Annotated in this window: 16 protein-coding genes; 3 read left to right on the top strand and 13 right to left on the bottom strand. The window is 39.3% G+C overall.

Annotated features, from left to right (window positions below; translation table 11 throughout):
* Nucleotides 1-61 precede the first annotated feature (61 nt).
* The 3 genes from DPG01_RS10750 to DPG01_RS10740 all read right to left on the bottom strand — a co-directional run bounded on the left by DPG01_RS10750 (nt 62) and on the right by DPG01_RS10740 (nt 2,053).
* The gene (locus DPG01_RS10750; protein ID WP_086208491.1) at nt 62-400 is read right to left on the bottom strand and encodes an FKBP-type peptidyl-prolyl cis-trans isomerase; all 339 of its coding nucleotides are present in this window, start codon (nt 398-400) and stop codon (nt 62-64) included.
* Between the two features lie 49 nt (nt 401-449).
* Nucleotides 450-980: a YaeQ family protein gene (locus DPG01_RS10745; RefSeq protein ID WP_110975089.1), complete on the bottom strand. Its 531-nt coding sequence runs from the start codon at nt 978-980 to the stop codon at nt 450-452.
* 71 nt (nt 981-1,051) lie between these two features.
* Nucleotides 1,052-2,053 (bottom strand): CobW family GTP-binding protein, encoded by a 1,002-nt coding sequence (locus tag DPG01_RS10740; protein ID WP_213066000.1) that lies wholly within the window; start codon nt 2,051-2,053, stop codon nt 1,052-1,054.
* A gap of 474 nt (nt 2,054-2,527) precedes the next feature.
* Between DPG01_RS10740 and DPG01_RS10735 the strand changes: the two genes are divergently transcribed.
* Together DPG01_RS10735 and DPG01_RS10730 are read left to right on the top strand one after the other, a co-directional pair.
* The gene (locus DPG01_RS10735) at nt 2,528-2,731 is read left to right on the top strand and encodes a hypothetical protein (protein ID WP_086208493.1); all 204 of its coding nucleotides are present in this window, start codon (nt 2,528-2,530) and stop codon (nt 2,729-2,731) included.
* Between the two features lie 315 nt (nt 2,732-3,046).
* Nucleotides 3,047-4,654: a bifunctional 3-(3-hydroxy-phenyl)propionate/3-hydroxycinnamic acid hydroxylase gene (locus tag DPG01_RS10730; RefSeq protein ID WP_110975088.1), complete on the top strand. Its 1,608-nt coding sequence runs from the start codon at nt 3,047-3,049 to the stop codon at nt 4,652-4,654.
* 143 nt (nt 4,655-4,797) lie between these two features.
* Here DPG01_RS10730 and DPG01_RS19020 read toward each other — a convergent pair whose 3' ends face one another.
* The 10 genes from DPG01_RS19020 to DPG01_RS10685 all read right to left on the bottom strand — a co-directional run bounded on the left by DPG01_RS19020 (nt 4,798) and on the right by DPG01_RS10685 (nt 15,939).
* Nucleotides 4,798-4,926 carry a hypothetical protein gene (locus DPG01_RS19020; protein WP_265735890.1) on the bottom strand — a complete coding sequence of 43 codons (129 nt, stop codon included), beginning with the start codon at nt 4,924-4,926 and terminating at the stop codon, nt 4,798-4,800.
* 161 nt (nt 4,927-5,087) lie between these two features.
* Nucleotides 5,088-5,696 (bottom strand): glutathione S-transferase family protein, encoded by a 609-nt coding sequence (locus DPG01_RS10725; RefSeq protein ID WP_110975087.1) that lies wholly within the window; start codon nt 5,694-5,696, stop codon nt 5,088-5,090.
* A gap of 516 nt (nt 5,697-6,212) precedes the next feature.
* Nucleotides 6,213-7,106, bottom strand: coding sequence for a LysR substrate-binding domain-containing protein (locus DPG01_RS10720; protein ID WP_110975086.1), 894 nt, complete (start codon nt 7,104-7,106; stop codon nt 6,213-6,215).
* A 12-nt stretch (nt 7,107-7,118) separates the two neighbouring features.
* Nucleotides 7,119-8,306, bottom strand: a complete 1,188-nt coding sequence (locus tag DPG01_RS10715) for an MFS transporter (protein WP_110975085.1) — start codon at nt 8,304-8,306, stop codon at nt 7,119-7,121.
* A gap of 3 nt (nt 8,307-8,309) precedes the next feature.
* Nucleotides 8,310-8,882: a TetR/AcrR family transcriptional regulator gene (locus tag DPG01_RS10710; protein WP_110975084.1), complete on the bottom strand. Its 573-nt coding sequence runs from the start codon at nt 8,880-8,882 to the stop codon at nt 8,310-8,312.
* A gap of 129 nt (nt 8,883-9,011) precedes the next feature.
* Complete coding sequence (locus tag DPG01_RS10705; protein ID WP_058869179.1) at nt 9,012-9,533, bottom strand: acyl-CoA thioesterase; 522 nt, start codon at nt 9,531-9,533, stop codon at nt 9,012-9,014.
* A gap of 290 nt (nt 9,534-9,823) precedes the next feature.
* On the bottom strand, nt 9,824-10,822 hold the full coding sequence (locus DPG01_RS10700; protein WP_110975083.1) for a patatin-like phospholipase family protein: 999 nt from the start codon (nt 10,820-10,822) through the stop codon (nt 9,824-9,826).
* 512 nt (nt 10,823-11,334) lie between these two features.
* Nucleotides 11,335-12,810 (bottom strand): alanine/glycine:cation symporter family protein, encoded by a 1,476-nt coding sequence (locus DPG01_RS10695; protein WP_086208500.1) that lies wholly within the window; start codon nt 12,808-12,810, stop codon nt 11,335-11,337.
* A 74-nt stretch (nt 12,811-12,884) separates the two neighbouring features.
* Entirely contained in the window at nt 12,885-14,126 is a 1,242-nt protein-coding gene (gene gltS / locus DPG01_RS10690) for a sodium/glutamate symporter (protein WP_110975082.1), read from the bottom strand.
* Nucleotides 14,127-14,634: 508 nt separating this feature from the next.
* Nucleotides 14,635-15,939 (bottom strand): DcaP family trimeric outer membrane transporter, encoded by a 1,305-nt coding sequence (locus tag DPG01_RS10685; RefSeq protein WP_110975081.1) that lies wholly within the window; start codon nt 15,937-15,939, stop codon nt 14,635-14,637.
* A 423-nt stretch (nt 15,940-16,362) separates the two neighbouring features.
* On the opposite strand from DPG01_RS10685, the gene DPG01_RS10680 reads away from it, so the two are divergent.
* Nucleotides 16,363-16,798: nitroreductase family protein (locus DPG01_RS10680; RefSeq protein ID WP_213065999.1), on the top strand; the 436-nt coding region annotated here is incomplete at its 3' end.

Here is a 16,798-nt window from a genome sequence, read left to right as displayed (position 1 = left end):
AGTGATTTTTACAAATGAATCAAATACATCCTTATAATTGATTCATTATCAATAATTCTGATTAGTCTCGTGTTTTTACATCATACAATTCAATTTCAAAAATCAAATTTGAATTGGCTGGAATCACGTTGCCCATCTTACGCTCACCATAGGCCAAATGTGACGGTACAATTAGTTTACGCTTGCCGCCCACTTTCATCCCCATAATGCCTTGATCCCAACCTTTAATCACACGACCTGTTCCGATCACCGTTTCAAAGTAGTTTCCACGGTCTAAAGATGAGTCAAACTTAGTTCCGTCTTCTAACCATCCGGTATAATGTGTGGTGATTAAAGCACCTTTTACTGCTTCTTTACCTTCACCAACAACTAAATCAATAATTTCTAATTCAGCGCTCATCTATTCGCTCCACTATTACTTTATAAATAAATTTTGTTGAACTGCTTGTTTATTGCAATTGAGTCCACTCAATCGTAGCTTGTGCATTGTCACCAATTAAAGTCCACTCACCATCCATCACGTTCAACTGAAGTTGCATGGTCCGTTCACAAAGGGCCTGAACCGCTTCTGTACTTTGTGCAGACAGTTGCCAAATTTCAACATTACTCAAAGTCTTTAGTTTACTGTTGCGTTTGTACCATTCATCAACAGCAGTGCCATAGGTCACAACAGCAACTTGTTTACAACGCGCGCTGGCTTTTTTGACTTTGTCTTCGTCAGGGCTTCCCACTTCAATCCATTTCACCAACTGACCTGTTAAGTCTTTTTCCCAAAGTGCAGGTTCATTGGTTTCAAAGAGATCTTTGGTAAACTCCAAAGCCTCATCTGCAAAGCGTGCAAAAGCCAAAAGACGAACCATCAAACGTTCTATCGTCTCTGAAGGATGCAGAGCCAAGGTAAGTTGATAATCACCATATTGGTGAACGTCCATATTGGCAATATTTAAATCTGCCTTATAAATTGTAGCTTTAAGCGCCATAAATACCGTCCTCAAATTTGCCGAATAGCATATAAGATTTCAGCTCATTTTGCTTAAAACAATTTACCTCATTACTCAATACGACATGCAAATAATGCAGTTTCAAACATCAACCAATCTCTTTCGTTCTGTACAATCAACTCGATTCGGTTATCAATGCCTTCTTCGACATCCTGATAATTAAATTGCTTGGGATTAAAGTTAAATGCTTTCCAACCCTGATTGGTATGGAAAATCCCCTTAATCCTCCGCCAATCCTGCTGCTCACACAACAAATCGAGTAAATCATAAAAATCAAAAACCCAACGTTTTGGCATTTTCCAACCTGCCACACTATAGCCCTGCGCCGATTCTACATAGTGATAAGGCAGTTGCTTAATTTCAGGAAATTCCTGTTGATTTGCTTTTAATTGTTGTTGCACTTTCAGTAAAGGTTGGTTTTGACGCTTAGTCGCAACATAGTCAAAGTCAAGTTGTTCAAGCTGGATATTCCCCTGATCTGCCATAAGCCACTGCTGAGCATAAGCTTGATATTCAGTTTGTAGCTGCTCAAGAGCCTTTAAATCTGCACTTTGCATCTGAGCATAATGCGAAACAACGACGATCTGCGCTGCCTTCAACTGATCTTGATATAAGTTTTGTGCCGTCCACGTCTGATCATGTAAGCGTGAACCATCCAGCACAGTGACTGGCGCACGCATACGCAGAGTCGAATGCCAATGTGGTTCTGTCAGTTGCTCTAATAACTGTGCAGGGTGACCCAAGCCTGTCGGTTCAATAAACAGTCGATCAGGCTTTTGTTCTGAGAGCAATCGAGACAATGCAATTTGCATCGGAAGCTGACTACTACAGCATAAACACCCGCCTAATAACTCTTTAACTGCATAACCTTCACTTTGTGGCATAAGCTGTTGGTCGACACCAATTTGCCCAAATTCGTTCATCAACACTGCCCAAACTTCATGTTCAGGTTTTTGACTCAACAAATGCATCAGTAAGGTGGTTTTACCGGCACCCAAAAAACCTGAAATAATATGCGTTGGAACCGCCTGTTGCATCGCCATCAGTTTCAAAATTGTTCCACCTAATCTGAAATACTATAAAAACAGCACAATAAAATAAGCGATTATTTTAGTTTAAATGTCTCATTTTCTCACTTTAAATCGACGGCTTTACACACGCAACATATCAAAGTATGTATTTAAACTGGGCTTATTCACTCTTAGAAACCTTTATTTACATTTTATTCAACGTCAAAATGCACGGTTTGTTCCATTTCCATCGCCTTTGTATATTTTATGTGAGTTTTCACTCAAATATTTTGATCAATTTTTCTACATTTTCAGTTTTTTGACTCACAAAAAGCTTCTACTTGTTACTTAAAGCCTACCATTTTTTCATCATCTGTAGTTTTAGGTAAAGTGCATTTTTCACATTGTTGCTTCAATTGAACCTCGCATATTCAGACGCTAGCATGAAGCTCAGTTCAAATTGATGTGATGAACAATCTGAACTGTTTCTCTATAAAATATAAGGATGCCGAAACAATGAAACTTTCACACTTATTAATTGCAACATCTTTAACTGCTGCGAGCTTTACAACTTTTGCAGCAACTCAGGAAGCTCCTGCACAGGAAGATAAAGTCGTTGTATCTACTCAAGAAACAGCTGAAACTACTGACTTAAGTGCAAATGCACCTGCTTCAGAAGCCTCAGCAGAACAACCAAACCAAGAAAAAGCAGCTAAATAATTTATTACTTGCTGTAATAAAGCGACCTACTCTCCAGCATGATTACAGCTCTTATTTAGCACAATCAGAAACCAAGACTTATCCTGTCTTGGTTTCTTTTTTGCCGATAGATTTAAATCATAGAAATTAGTGATCATTTCAAGGTGAAAGCTTATAGTAGAAAACAGAATATTTTAATAATAAACAATAAACTACAAACCATACCAAACACAAAGTCTCATTATCTTTATACCCATGACCTACTATTGACTAGCTTGTTCTGCCTCATTTTTTCACCGTTAATAACTGTAAAAGTGAATTAAATGGACATTCGCAATGCGCAACACAGCAAATTACACAACTGAAGTCGCAATTCTTGGTGCTGGCCCTGTCGGTTTGACCATTGCCAACTATTTAAGTAAGCAAGGCGTACAAGTCACAGTCATTGAACAGTTAGATAGCTTAATTGATTACCCGCGTGCAATTGGGATTGATGATGAGTCTCTACGGACGATTCAGTCTTTGGGCTTAGTCGAACAGGTCTTACCACATACCACGCCGAATCATGCTATGCGTTTTTTAACGCCAAAAGGACGTTGCTTTGCAGACATCCAACCTTTAACCCGTGAGTTTGGTTTTTCGCGTCGGAATGCCTTTATTCAACCACAAGTAGACAATGTCTTATTACAAGGTCTGAAACAATACGAGCAGACTCATGTATTGTTTTCCCGCCAATTGATTGAATTTAGCCAAGATCAAACTGGTGTCACTTTAAAGCTACAAACCGCAGATCAAACTGAAGAAATCATTCAAGCACAATACTTAATAGCATGTGATGGCGGAAATTCCATTATTCGTCGTACATTGAATATAGATTTTGCAGGTAAAACAGCACCAAACCAGTGGATTGTGATTGATATTGAAAATGACCCACTGGCAACACCACATATTTACTTATGCTGTGACCCTGTACGTCCTTATGTTTCGGCAGCACTTCCACATGGTATTCGTCGTTTTGAGTTTATGGTGATGCCTGGTGAAACTCAGGAAGAGCTCAGTCAGCCTGAAAATATTGCCAAACTATTGTCCAAAGTACTTCCAACAACCGATGGTATTGAAGTGATTCGTCAGCGTGTTTATACCCACAATGCACGCATTGCAGAAAAATTCCGTGTCGACCGTATTTTACTGGCAGGCGATGCCGCCCACATTATGCCTGTATGGCAAGGTCAAGGTTATAATAGTGGCATGCGCGATGCTTTCAACCTTGCATGGAAAGTTGCATTGGTTGTACAAGGCAAAGCATCTGCGGAATTATTAGACTCGTACCAAGTTGAACGTAAAGACCATGCCAAAGCCATGATCGACCTTTCCGTGATGGCAGGTCATGTACTGGCACCACCGAAAAAATGGCAAGGCTTTGTGCGTGATGGCATTGCTCATGCATTGAACTACATCAAACCGATTAAACAGTATTTACTCGAAATGCGTTTCAAACCTATGCCGAAGTATCATGCTGGTGCACTAATCACTGATGGCAGTAAAACCACACCTGTCGGCAAAATGTTCATTCAACCACATGTTAAACTTGAATCTGGCAAAACTGTTTTACTCGATGAGGTTCTGAGCAATGACTTTGCCATCATCGCTTGGGGGGTAGATCCAAAGTGGGGACTCACACCAGCGCACATGCAACAATGGCAAAAACTGGGCGTCAAGTTTGTTCAAGTCATTCCAGCAGTGCAACTGGACAATGAAAAACGCCAAAAGTATGACGGGGTGATCACGGTAGGCGATCTGGGCACAGACATCCGCAGTTGGTTTGGTCAAACGACTGAGTCTGTGGTCATACTTCGTCCAGACCGTTTTGTTGCAGCATTAGCGATTCCACAGACCTTAAACACGGTTAGCCAACAGCTCTTTGCCAAACTGCATGTGAGCTAATGCCATATCATAAGGTTCTGGCACAATCCAGAACATAAAAAACCACGCTAAACCATAATGCTGATCCGTTAAGGGGTTTTGTACTAAACTCCTTAACTTTTTAGTTCTTTAAAACAGAATTTTCTATACTCTAGATCAAATATTTATAGCTCAACTACTACTTTGGTTAAGCCCGAATGCCCCATCAGAATATATATTGAGTTCGCAAGAAAAGTGGCTTGTGGCACATTCACCCGACTACACAAGTCACCAAATCCCTTGTATTGATTCATAAATCGCAAACCTTATTTTTAAATATTTTTACCTTGAGCAAGTACAAGTGACGTTTCTGCGCATCAAATAGTATCATACGTTTAAAAATAAAATGCCAGTCTATTGCTTAAGACTGGCATGAGCACTAAGGCACGGTTTTATAGTACTAAGTTTATTGGACTTAAATCGCTTGTACCCATTCAACTCCCTGTACCGCATCGCGACTTTGAATCAACTGGATAAAAGGTTTAAATTCATCGAAATATGGGACAATTTTGAAAGAAATGGCATAGATTAACCAATAGGCCAAAAACAAATCTGCGGCACTAATTTGATTGCCCAACAAATATGGCTTCGCCTGAGCTAAACCTACTTTTATAAACCGATAAATAGATGCTTCTGTACCAAAACCCAAACTTCTTTTTCTAGTCTCTAGCTGTTGTTCAGAAATGCCTAAACTTTTCACGTCCATAAACTCAGTGAGTGGTCCATGACAAAAGAATAACCATTTCAAATATTCACCACGCTTGGGGTCATTGAAAGCAGGCGCGAAACCTTTTTCGAGATATTTATCTGCCAAATAAGCAAAAATAGCAGGAGTTTCTGAAATCACCGAACCCTGATCCACTAAAAATGGGACTTTCCCCATTGGGTTCAAAGCCAAATATTCAGCATCCGCTAAATCTGCATATTCGATATGAATAATTTCGACCTGATCTTCAATATCTAACTCTTTTAAAAACGGCAATACCGTAATGCCGCGAGAATGAACGTTGCTATACAGCTTCATTATTTTGAGCCTCTTAGATGGCGCTTTGAGTATGTTTTAAACATCATACAGCACAACTGTATGTGTATATTTTTAAGTAAAAAAAACAACGACATAATAATACGACTGATTTTATTCACTGTTTTATCCCAATCCCTTTCCTGCCTTTACCAAGAGTACATTTTTTGGACGTGTTATCAGTGTTTTTTATTATGCTTTAAGTCCTTTTTAGTCTCACCATTATTTACGACATTATAAAAATAAATTTTCATCATGCTTAAACTAAACACAATTTGGTGTTGCCTTAGGCATAGATGGTAAATCAGGAAAATTAAACCACGATATCATCATGGACTCAGTTAAAGAGACAAAATTAGAAATCGCACTGTGTATTCGCAATAAGGCATCTTGAACATTTATACCTTCTGGTTCTGCTATATCAACCCTTTAGCCAGATCTTTATAAACCTCATACACTTGAAATGTTGATTTACCTAATGACCCTTTCCCCAAGCTCCAATATTCAAAAGAATTCTGGTCAGAACATGTCCATATAAAATTGCTCTTTTAATATTTTTAAAATGAGATCAATCGCAGGGTTTTTCTGCTGTTTACGGTAATTCGCATAGAGTCCAATCATCGGTAAAGGTTCAATTGTGTTCTTCGCTACAATTTTATCGCCCAAAAGTGGAATCACATACGCAGGTACAATACTCCACCCAACCCCCATCCCGACCAAATTCACATTCAGCAAAATATTGGTCGAGTGCTGGACAATATTGACATTCAGTTTCGACTGTTTAAAAAAGTCTTGGATCAACTTATATAACTGTGGTGAAGCGGTTTCATCACTGATCACAAAGTAACGATCATTAAAGTGCTTAATGCTAATACTGCGCTGTTCAGCAAAAGGAGAATCTTTCGGCATAATCAGAGCTAAAGGCTCCTGAAAAACTTGAACATGCTCAAACTCTCCAGACTCATCTGGATAACGCGTAAATGCAATATCAATTTCACCTTTTTTCAAAGCATCAAGCTGGGCTGAATCTGTCAGGCTATGAAAGCTAATTTTTAAGTCCGGAAAATGCGCGCGAATGTTTGGCATGATGTAAGGAAACACTTTCATTTCAGCAACAGGTACAAAGCCAATATGTAAGTGATCTTTACTCATATTGGCAATTTGGCGTGCATCATAAATTGCCTTTTCTGCATACTCCAAGCTCAGTAAAGCTTGTTTTAAAAATGCTTTTCCTTCTTCCGTAAGTTCGACCTTACGATTGGTTCGAATCAATAGCTGCGCGCCAACCTCATGTTCCAAATCCTTAATTTGCTGGCTAAGCGAAGGCTGAACCGTACACATGCGCTGTGCTGCTTTAGTAAAATTGAGTTCTTCTGCAACAGCAACAAAATAACGTAAATGACGCAATTCCATAAAACGCTCCAACTATGCTTCTGACACCCGTCGTGTCGTTTTAGCCACTTTAAATTTGTAGATACATAACGTCAGCAGCACAATGGCTGCACAGATTAAATATGTAGTTTGGAAGCCTAAATGCGCAATCACCAAACCTATCACAACCGAGCCAACAGCCATTCCCAAATCAAACAAAGTAAAAAAAGTCGAAATAGCATGTCCCATACGTTGTTTCGGTACCGACTGAATGGCAACCGTTTGAAAACAAGGAAATAACGAGCCGTATCCCATACCAATCAATACAGCAGATAACCATAACATCCATGGACTATTGACGATGCTGACCAACACTAAACCCAATGCAAAACACAAAAATGAAGGATAAATCACAGCACTGGCGCCACGGCTGTCATAAATCTTGCCAACCCACGGTCGTACCAAAATCATCGACACAGCAAAAACCACGAAAAATAAACTGGTATAAGCCAATAAAGCTTTGGACTCAGTATATGTAGCAATGAAACTCATAATGCTCGAATATGCAAAGGCCGTGAGTAATGCAATTAAACCAATCGGCACTGCCTTGAGTTCAATAATGTCATACCAGCTCAAACCTACTCGTTCTTTAGTTCCGGACACTTGAAGAGAAACAGATTCAGTAATTGGAATCAACCAACTAAAAATCAAACCAAGACTAATCAGCACAGTCAGTAGAACAAATAAATCATTAAAACTACTGTACTGCACAACGCTCAGAGCAATAAGTGGCCCAAAAACCACAGCCAAATTGGTAGACATGACAAAATAACCCATCCCCTCACCTTTGCGTTGTTCGGGTATAAAATCATGAGCAATGGGTACAGTTACAGTTGTTAAAATACTAAACCAAATACCATGTATAAAACGAATAGCAAGCAAGCTCCACATGCTGTCCACCCAAAGATAGCTAAAGGCAAAGCAGACAAAAAGTGATGCCGAAGCACGAAAGGAAAAAGCCTTCCCGAGCCGCTCCACAATCAACCCTGAAAACGGTCGCACTGCAATAGAGGACACCAAAAATAGGGTTAAAGCGAGACCTGCTTGCTTCACCGTCCCACCGAGTTCTTGCATGATATAAACGGGCAAGATCGTGAGTAATGCAAAGTAATACGTGAACAAGAACAGGTTATTACATACACAAAGTATAAAATTTCTATTCCAAAGCGACTGCTGAGGCATTATCTATTCCTCTAAAAGCACATGTCGCTGTGCAGGTGCAATTACCAACCGAACCAAATTGTGAATATAGGCATCATCAGGCATACGGTTAAAAAAAATAATTTGATAGTGAATCGGTCCATACAAAGTATCGAGCATCAACTCAAAAGGATAATCTGCGCGTACTTCACCACGCTCAATTGCACACTGAATTAATTTACGGGTTTGGACACGGCGTGGCAGTAAATACTCTTGGAAAAATAACCCTGCAGCTTCGCGATGCTCTGCCATGACCACCAACAGTGCTCGCCCCACTGGATGATTCAAGGCCACTGCCAGTTTAGATAATTGTTGTACTAAGTTGTGCTCTAAACTCTGCTCAAAATCCAATTCAAAGACGGATTCGGTATGCAATTTAAATGCTTCAAAAACCAAATCAGATTTGTGCTTCCACCATCGGTAAATGGTGGATTTTCCAACCCCTGCACGTGCAGCAATATCTTCTATAGTGAACTGTGAATAATCTGCCTCTGACAAAGCTGCCAGTACAGCATTTAAAATGCATTGTTTTCGTTTAGAACCTTTCTCAACATTCATATCACACCAAAACGATACGCTACGTATCGTTTCATTTTATACTTAAAAATGCACTTGTGCTAATTTCTTTAATAAATAAATTTTAGACATAAAAAAAGGTCTCCTATATAGGAGACCTTTTCAATGCATTTAACTATGCGATGTTTTTTTATAAATACTGCACGAAGGATGATGGTTTTCTTGTAAGCGCGCAACTTTACGTTGCTCAGCCGCTTCAAAACGACAACGCTTCCAGTCATTATCCAAGTTCAATGCAGGAATTTGTTTTGGCTTACCATTTTCATCGACCGCCACCATAGTAAAGTAACAACTGTTGGTATGACGTACTGTACGCTTTTGAATATTCTGCGCTTCAACACGAATACCGATTTCCATCGAAGTCCGCCCCACATGGTTCACACTTGCCAAGAAAGTAACCAACTCACCTACATGAATCGGCTCTTTAAAGTTCACTTTATCCACCGATAAGGTCACTACATAACTGCCAGAAAAACGACTTGCACACGCATACGCAACTTGGTCTAACAGTTTCAAAATGGTGCCACCATGCACATTTCCTGAAAAATTCGCCATATCTGGTGTCATTAAGACCGACATAGTGAGTTCAGACTGGTCATCTGCAGCCGCAGCAATTTGATCTAATGGGGACATCGCGTTCTCTAATTCGGAAGATAATAGGATATGTGGCGCTTATTATATCGGTTTTACAGACTAAATTTGGTAACAAAACCATCATTATTATTTATAGCGATTCTCCCATCATTCAAAAAAATATATATAAAGAAGACTAAGGTATTGAATCTATAAGCCTTCTTGGTACTTCAACCAGTTTTCTATCACATATATTTGACTGTACAATTCACATTCAGTCGCATGAACATCGCTATATACAAGAGCACAGCCCTTAATTTCACCTATTCATTTGCCAAAATATATATCTACTACTGCATGCGTGCCTGAATCGCTTGAATATTCAGTTTCTGTTTATAATTTTTTTGAGCGAACACCTTTTGAATCTGTTGCAATTGAGCAACAGTTGCATCCTGTCCTGCTTTCATCGTCATTTCACGCCCACTCACATCAAAAATATGCACTTTCTCACGTAAGTCTGGCTGAATCACAATATCGGCATTTTTCAGCTCTATTTGCGCAAGGTTCTTTTGCATAATATTGATATTTTGGTTAAATAGTCCCCATACATTCGACGTTTCGGTATACATCGGCTGCGCTAAAATATCTACAGCAATAATAATATCTGCACCTAATTTACGCGCTACATCGACAGGAACTGGGCTCACTAAACCGCCATCAACATACTCATCTTCACCAATTTTAGTCGGGATAAACATGCTCGGAATGGACACCGATGCACGCACTGCTTGCCCTGTATTTCCATAATTAAAAACGACTTTTTTACCTTCTTTTAGTTGTGTTGCAACCACATACATCGGTGTTGGTAAACGTTGAAGAGGAACATCTTTGACCTGTTCATTAACATAGTCCTCAACTTTTTGACCATCAAAAAAACCTTTCATACCCAAACGAATATCACGTACATCATTGGCTTTCATATTGAGTGCAATTTCACGCAGTTCGTTTGCGTTTTTACCACTGGCATAGAGGGAGCCCACTATACTACCCGCACTGGTTCCCACGATAAAATCAGGATGTATACCTGACTGCTCCAGTACTTGTATTGCACCAATATGTGCGTAACCACGTGCACCGCCACTACCAAGGACAAGAGCAATAATTGGCCGATTTTGCTCTTTTTTAAGCTGTTTAAAATTAATACGATCGGTTCTTTCCTGAGCTTCGTTGGAATTATTATGTGTTGCACCAAGCTGATTTGACAGGTCTTGGTCTGCTTTTGGCATACTTTGGCAACCAACCAAGACAAGCAATGTAAGCGACCACAGGCTAATTTTTAATTTCAACATAATTCACCAACGCTAAGGAAGAAGAAAATTTTAAGCAACATAGTGTATGAAAATCCGTAGCCGTCTGACTGTTGTTTTTCGTAAAAGCGTGCATTCTCTTATTATAATTCTTTTCACTCTTTTAGTATCATCTGGTATGTGTATTCAGCTCCTGATCCACATATTTAAACCTAAAGTGCCTATCTTTTTGTAGTCTAGTCACCTATTGGACTCAGTTTGGTCATAAATTTTGACTCATTAGAGCTCTTAAAATAGTCAAAAAATGATCACTCATTGACAATAAAATAAGTATTGAACGTCACTTTCTCTCTTGGTGAAAAGCTTAGAATGAGGGCAGATTCTTCCTATAAATCCTCTCCCTAGCCCTCTCCTTTAAAAAGAGAAAGAACTTTCATTGTAATTTCACTAGAGCTCAAAAAACGACGTATGCACGAACTCCATTGAAGATTCATTAATGTACGACTATTAGTGCATAAAAAAGCCCCTACTTTAAGTAGAGGCTTTCTGGCGAATTACCAAATGTCTGATTTGACTTTATCTTTAAATTTAGGATGGTTGTCTAATTTAAACACTGGCTCTTTCACTCCTTGTTTGAGCTGACCGATATAGTCCTTTAACAACATCAATAAGAATGGTGTTAATAACAAAATGGCAAACAAGTTAATGGTGGCCATGATGCCCATGAACAAATCCGCAGTGTTCCAAATAAGGGGCACACTCATCACTGAACCAAGATAGACCATAATCAAAACAAAGATACGGAACACAAACATCACTTTGGCGTTGTTGTTAATAAATTGCACATTGCCTTCTGCATAGGCGTAGTTACCAATGACTGATGAAAAAGCGAATAAGAATAAAATCGTTGCAAGGAAGTCATCACCCCATGAACCAATTTGGCTCTCTAGCGCCATTTGTGTTAATGCAACACCTTCAAACCCAGCATCGTGATACAGACCAGACGCCAAAATAATAATTGCTGTACATGAACACACCACAAACGTATCCACAAATACACCGAGCATTTGTACTAAACCTTGGTTTACGGGATGTTTCACATCTGATGCAGCTGCCGCATTTGGTGCTGAACCCATACCTGCTTCATTTGAGAATAAACCACGTTTAATCCCCATCATCATTGCCATAGAAACCATCGCACCGAAGAATCCACCTGCTGCCGCCTCAAACTCAAATGCTTTCGAGAAAATAAGCTGAAAGATGTCGGGCAAAATAGCATAGTTAATAATGGCAATATAAAGTGCAACAACTAAATACAATATAGCCATAAATGGAACAAAGCTTTCAGCAACCTTCGCAATACGCTTAATCCCACCAAAGATAATCACTGCAGTTAGCAAGACTAAACCGAGCCCAACCCAAGACACCACAATATGAATGCCACCCAGTTCAAAAGCCAAATTGGCTTTGTCCCAACCCCATGCATGTGCTGTTGCACCAGTAATGGCATTGGCTTGTACTGCATTAAACACAAAACCATAGGTTGAAATTAATGCTACAGCAAAAACTACGCCCAACCACTTTTGCTTCAGACCTTGAGTAATATAATAAGCAGGGCCTCCACGGAACTGTTTATTCTCTTGGTCGCGTACTTTAAACAATTGTGCTAAAGATGATTCAACAAAAGCTGAGCTCATGCCTAAAAATGCAGTCACCCACATCCAAAAAACTGCACCCGGTCCACCAATCGCAATTGCGATCGCAACACCAGCGACATTACCCACACCAACACGGCTTGCAAGCCCCGTTACAAAAGCCTGAAAAGGCGTAATACCATGGTCATCATCACATTCCTTACGGCTTGATTTCATCACCTTGATGCTGTGTAAAAATAAGCGAACCTGCACCGCACCCGTAATTAGCGTGTAAAACAAACCAACGGCAACCAGAAAAACCACTAAAAAGTCCCACAGAGGTCCATTCAGTGTATTCACCCACCCGAGTAATGTTTCATTTAACTGATCATTCATCTCGACTTCCTAATTATTGTGAAAGACTAAAAAGCAAAAAAGCCCTAGTTTCCTAGGGCAAATCGCAAATTCAATTAGCTAAAAAACTGCAAAATAGACTGAATAATAGCAACGTTAATCAAGTCTACAAAGAAGGCGCCACATAAAGGAACAATTAAGAATGCCTTATGAGAAGGACCATACATGTTGGTAATGGCTTGCATGTTTGCCACTGCTGTTGGTGTTGCACCCATACCAAAACCACAGTGTCCTGCAGACAATACAGCAGCATCGTAGTTTTTCCCCATTACACGGAAAGTTACGAAGCCCGCATACAATGCCATAGTAATTGTTTGCGCACCCAAAATAACAACCAGTGGACCAGCCAAGTCAGCCAACTGCCATAATTTCAATGATAATAATGCCATCGCAAGGTAAAGTGATAATGATGCATTACCAAATACATCAATCGCGCGATCAAAGATTTGGACTTTAAAAATCCCTTCCAATACATTACGTAAAATCACACCACCAGCAAGCGCCCAAACGAATGTTGGCAACTCAAGCATTGTGCCTTTCATCTGACCTGTCATAAAGTCAGCAAAAGCCAAACAGCCTGCGAACAAACCTAATGTGGTAATTGCATTATCAGCTGTGATAAGACGAACCCGATGCGGATATTCAAATGGTACATATTCCGTTGAGCTAATCTCTGGTAAAGGCGTATTATCACTTCTTTCAATCTGCTCATTGGTACGTGGTGTCGCTAATTCATAGCGGTTAATAAGTAGTTTTGCTAAGGGGCCACCAATTAAACCACCAATAATTAGACCAAAAGTTGCACTCGCCATACCTAATGCAAGTGCACCTTGAATACCATGCTTAACTTCTAAAATTTCACCCCAAGCACCCGCAGTACCGTGACCACCAGTTAAGGTAATTGAACCCGCAATTAAACCAATCAATGGATCAATACCTAATAGGGTTGCAAGGCTAATGCCCACGAAATTTTGTACCACAATAAAGGAAGCAACAGCCATTAAGAAAATAATAAGACCGATCCCACCTTCACGTAATTTGGAGAAGTTTGCACTTAAACCAATTGAAGCGAAGAAAATCAGCATAAAACTGGTCTGTAATTCGCTACTTGTAGTAATGCTATAGCCCCAAAGACTATGTACAAGCAAAGAGATAATTGCAGCAACCAAACCACCTGCTACAGGCTCAGGAATGTTGTAGCGTTTCAAGAAATCAATTTTATTAACCAAGAAGCGACCAAGTAACAAAACAATGACAGCAGCAATCAAGGTATAAAATGCGTTAAATGTAAATTCCATGACAATTGTCCATAAAGCTGATGCTTAGAGTTGTTATCTGGCTAATAAATAAGCCACTGAATCCATTGATACTTCAAGATAGATTTCGTAAATCTGAGTCAAACTCAGTCTTGCGTATGAAAATTCAGGCAATGGGTAAATTGGTAACAACTAAGCGATCTGATGCATAACATATTCAGCTCTACCGATGAGTAAACTGAAAGAACGTAATGCCCAATAATTTTTGGACACAGATACGATTTTTTGACTTAAGTCACAAAAATCGCCCCATACTGGCTTAAAATTAACCAATAAAAGCACAATACGAGTGAAAGACCGACATTATGCAGATTTTTTATAGATAATCTTTATTTTTTTACAATAATTTTTAACTATTTCCCTTATTCTTTTTCTGTCTTAATACTAAAATCTATTTTCACTCATTATTTAGCCTATATAAATTTTCTATGCTTTCTAAAAAACAAAACAGAAGCTTAAAGCTCCTGTTTTGTTACTACAGTTTTCGATTTTAGAAGTTATATTTCGCCATAAAACCAACACGGTTGTCTTTGTAGCTATTTCCTGCAAAGGTATCGCGTTTACCATTGATATATTCAACACCTAAGTCCAATGGCTTAACTGGTGAATAGATAAAGTTAATCCATGCTTGGTAAACTTCTTCATTTGCTGCTGGATTTAAAGTTGCGTAATCCGTACCATCATCCGCAAACAGTGCGCCATAAGCTAAAGTCGAACGTAATTTTTCGTTGAACTTATATGTACCACCGACCTGCACACCAAATGCTTCATTTTGCTCGATGTTACCATTTGCTGGATCTACGTAGAATGCTGTATTACTTCCATATAGGTAATTACTATTACCTTGTACATAAGATACATCTGCACTTAGTTTTAGCGGGTCAATCACTTGATAATTTACACCAGCTGCCACACCCCAACCTGTTTTATCATCGCCTGATGCATCAGACTTATATTGCTCTACTAAGCCGCGAACAGATGCATTTGCTTTACCATCTGCAAAACCTTGCGTTAATTTTGCAGTTAATACAGGTAAGCTATATTTTACATCTGAAGTAACGTTTGCTGTATTAGTCGCATTTCGAGCTGTTGCAGAACTATTACCTTCTTCAGCAGCAAGGAATAATTTAGTTGCAGGCGCTAAATTAAAGCCATAACGAACTTGTGGAATACGTGCCGTACCCCCACCCACGTTGGTCCCAAAATCAATCATTTCTGGTGCATGGTTAGACAGGAAATTAGAAGTGGTTTGACCAAATAACCAGTTGTTATAGGTTAAATACGCATGGCGAATACGTAGTGCTTCATTTGTTCCAGCAAAGTCAACTTCAACCTTACCGCCAAGCTTATTATCACCACCAACATTGGTATTGAAATCCAAACCTAAACGCGTAGTTTTAGCAGTTGCGCGAAGCTTGTCTTTGGTTTGACCATCTGAACTAGACACTTTATTGAAGTCATCATCCGCACCCTCAATAATGTAGTTTGCATCGCCACGAACAAAACCATATAGGTTAATGTCAGCACCTGACTTAGATTTAAATGAAGACAATGCTGACTCAGGCTTCGCAGGTGGTGCTGGCTGTGCTTTGACTTGTTGAATCTGAACGGCTTGTTGTTGTTGAACTTGTTGCTGCTGTTGCATTAAAGCTTTTAACTCAGCAACTTCAGCGCGCAATTGAGCAAGCTCTTGTTGTTCTTTCGTTGCTGCATGAGTCGTTGTCATCATCAACGCGGCAACACTAAGTGCTAGGCTTTGAGCGACAAATGGCTTTTTAGTGAGGGCTAAACGCATACGCAAGCTTCCTTTATTACATAGTTAGTGGTAAGTCAAAAATTCCATTTCAGTAAAATTTACTATACAAAAACCATTCCATTTCGGTCTCTTTATGTATAGAACAATCTTATAAAGATGAAAAATCGCACATTTCGATGTTTTTGGATATGATCTTTTATTACTTTTGCAACTAAAGTCTAATTAGAAACCTTCTAAACTGGAATAAGCATCACACTTCATCTGCTTTGAATTATGAAATTACAATTTAAAAATGTTTTTGCAATAATTAAGTAACAATTCTTCATATATTCTTAAATATAGACTGAGTTTTCGGTGATATCTATATTTTTTTCTTATAACTAAAGTCTTAGTTTGATTGATAACCACATGCTGCCAAATAAGTGGTCAAAACTAGGTCTTTGCATAAAAAGTAGGATAATTATGACGCAGCAGATGTCCGATCTTGTCGATCAAGCAATTCGCTCACGCCATTCAGTTCGTGCCTTTACAAACCAAATGGTTGAGGTACAAACCCTTAAAGATATTTTACACGTCGCCAGCCGAGCACCATCAGGGACCAACACACAACCATGGAAAGTGTATGTGGTCACTGGGAAAAAGCGCGACGAAATAGTTGAACGTGTTTGTCATGCGCAACTTGAGCTTTTTCAACATCCTGAAAAAGCAGCACAATACCAAGAAACTTTCGCTTATTATCCTGAAAACTGGATTTCACCCTATATTGACCGTCGTCGCGAAAATGGTTGGGGGCTGTATGGATTACTCAACATTCAAAAAAATGAAAAAAGTAAAATGGCTCAACAGCAACTCCATAATTTTCAACTTTTTGATGCGCCTGTGGGCTTATTTTTTACAG

The organism is Acinetobacter sp. WCHAc060042 (assembly GCF_003231195.1).
Taxonomy (GTDB): Bacteria; Pseudomonadota; Gammaproteobacteria; order Pseudomonadales; family Moraxellaceae; genus Acinetobacter.
The sequence above is the reverse complement of the archived record's forward strand: the minus strand, read 5'-3'. Positions and strand labels throughout refer to the sequence as shown.

What these genes read in the sequence shown, in the direction of transcription:
- DPG01_RS10725 (WP_110975087.1), bottom strand. Translation starts at nt 5,696, where the DNA reads ATGAAGCTGTATAGCAACGTTCATTCTCGCGGCATTACGGTATTGCCG.
- DPG01_RS10735 (WP_086208493.1), top strand. Translation starts at nt 2,528, where the DNA reads ATGAAACTTTCACACTTATTAATTGCAACATCTTTAACTGCTGCGAGC.
- DPG01_RS10710 (WP_110975084.1), bottom strand. Translation starts at nt 8,882, where the DNA reads ATGAATGTTGAGAAAGGTTCTAAACGAAAACAATGCATTTTAAATGCT.
- DPG01_RS10700 (WP_110975083.1), bottom strand. Translation starts at nt 10,822, where the DNA reads ATGTTGAAATTAAAAATTAGCCTGTGGTCGCTTACATTGCTTGTCTTG.
- DPG01_RS10745 (WP_110975089.1), bottom strand. Translation starts at nt 980, where the DNA reads ATGGCGCTTAAAGCTACAATTTATAAGGCAGATTTAAATATTGCCAAT.
- DPG01_RS10750 (WP_086208491.1), bottom strand. Translation starts at nt 400, where the DNA reads ATGAGCGCTGAATTAGAAATTATTGATTTAGTTGTTGGTGAAGGTAAA.
- DPG01_RS10695 (WP_086208500.1), bottom strand. Translation starts at nt 12,810, where the DNA reads ATGAATGATCAGTTAAATGAAACATTACTCGGGTGGGTGAATACACTG.
- DPG01_RS10715 (WP_110975085.1), bottom strand. Translation starts at nt 8,306, where the DNA reads ATGCCTCAGCAGTCGCTTTGGAATAGAAATTTTATACTTTGTGTATGT.
- DPG01_RS10705 (WP_058869179.1), bottom strand. Translation starts at nt 9,533, where the DNA reads ATGTCCCCATTAGATCAAATTGCTGCGGCTGCAGATGACCAGTCTGAA.
- DPG01_RS10730 (WP_110975088.1), top strand. Translation starts at nt 3,047, where the DNA reads ATGCGCAACACAGCAAATTACACAACTGAAGTCGCAATTCTTGGTGCT.
- gltS (WP_110975082.1), bottom strand. Translation starts at nt 14,126, where the DNA reads ATGGAATTTACATTTAACGCATTTTATACCTTGATTGCTGCTGTCATT.
- DPG01_RS10685 (WP_110975081.1), bottom strand. Translation starts at nt 15,939, where the DNA reads ATGCGTTTAGCCCTCACTAAAAAGCCATTTGTCGCTCAAAGCCTAGCA.
- DPG01_RS19020 (WP_265735890.1), bottom strand. Translation starts at nt 4,926, where the DNA reads ATGAATCAATACAAGGGATTTGGTGACTTGTGTAGTCGGGTGAATGTG.
- DPG01_RS10720 (WP_110975086.1), bottom strand. Translation starts at nt 7,106, where the DNA reads ATGGAATTGCGTCATTTACGTTATTTTGTTGCTGTTGCAGAAGAACTC.